Annotated in this window: 1 protein-coding gene; it reads right to left on the bottom strand. The window is 67.1% G+C overall.

Annotation, left to right across the window (positions count from 1 at the left end; all coding sequences use genetic code 11):
* Positions 1 to 51: 51 nt before the first annotated feature.
* On the bottom strand, positions 52 to 1374 hold the full coding sequence (locus ACTWQA_RS58910; protein ID WP_443167482.1) for an IS256 family transposase: 1323 nt from the start codon (positions 1372 to 1374) through the stop codon (positions 52 to 54).
* Positions 1375 to 1467 lie beyond the last annotated feature (93 nt).

The following is a 1467-nucleotide window of genomic DNA, read 5'->3' on the forward strand; positions in this document are numbered from 1 at the left end:
TCAAGTGTGTAAATTCTTACTCTGAGTAATGGAGAGTGCTCTTTACCTGATTTACTTGATCCTTCCCGGGTAGGCGATCTCGAGTTCGTTGAGCGCTTCGCGCCAGCCGAAGGTGCGCTGCCCTTCGATGAGTCGGGCGGGCTGGTCGTTGCGTTTGCCCTCGTTGGCGCGGTTGGCGAGCCGTTGGCGGGCGCGTTTGTCCTCGATGTTGATGATGGCGAGCCACAGGAGCTTGACCACGGCGTCGTCGCCGGGGAAGTGCCCGCGGGCTTTGGTGACCTTGCGCAGCTGGTAGTTCAGGCTTTCGATGCTGTTGGTGGTGTAGAGCAGCTTGCGCACCGCCGGGCTGAAGGCGAAGAACGGGATGAAGGTGTCCCAGGCGTTCTCGAACACCTTGGCCGCCTGGGGATACTTCGCGCCCCAGTCCGAGGCGGCGAAGTCGGCCAGGGTGTCGAAGGCGGCCTCGGCTGTGGGCGCGGTGTAGATCTTCTTCAGCTCGGCCGCCACCGCGGTGCGGTCGCGGCGGGCCACGGGCCGCAGGGCGTTGCGGATCAGGTGCACGACGCAGCGCTGGAGGGTGGTGTGCGGGAACGCCGCGTGCACGGCGTCTTCGAAGCCGGGCAGGCCGTCGGTGCAGGCGATGACGATGTCGCGCACGCCGCGGTTTTTCAGGTCGGTCATCACGCTCGTCCAGAACCGGGCCGATTCGCCGGCGGTGGCGGTATCCAGCGGGGTCTTGGCCAGCCAGATGCCCAGGACGTGCTTGTCGCCGTCGGTGTCGATGCCGATCGCCAGATAGGCGGGCTTGGCCTGCACGGCGTGGTTGTCTCTGACTTTGACCACGATGGCGTCCAGGAACACCACCGGGTAGATCGGATCCAGTGGCCGGCTCTGCCAGGCGCGGGCTTCCTCCAGCACGGCGTCGGTGATGTTGGAGATGGCCTCGTGCGACAGTTCGGTGTCGTAGATCTGGCGCAGGTGGTGCTGGATGTCGCGCACGCTCATGCCGTGCGCGTACAGGCTGATGATCATGTCGTCCAGGCCGCCGGAGACGCGCCCGGCCCGCTTGGGCACCAGCACCGGCTCGAAGGTGCCGGCCCGGTCCCGCGGCACCGCCAGGCGGACCGGGCCGACCCCGGTCTGCACCGTCTTGGCGATCTTCCCGTTACGGGAGTTGCCCGTCCCGTTGCCGGACTGATCGTGCTTGCCATAGCCCAGATGCGCGGTCAGCTCGGCCTCCAGCGCGCGCTCCAGCACCGCCTTGACCAACTGTCCGAGCATCGAGCCCTCACCGGTCAGCCGCAGTCCGCCGTTGCCGTCCCGCGAGCCGGCCAGCAGCAGGTCCAGTACCTCATCGCCGAGCAACTCCCGCAGCGGAACCTCCGCCGCTTCGGACGGGGGGTTTTCCCCGCCATGATGAGAGGCGGCGGCCACTCCGAGCCGACGGTTGCCCTCCTGAGCCGATCC

It is taken from the genome of Nonomuraea sp. 10N515B (assembly GCF_052245915.1).
In the GTDB taxonomy this organism is placed as follows: Bacteria; Actinomycetota; Actinomycetes; order Streptosporangiales; family Streptosporangiaceae; genus Nonomuraea.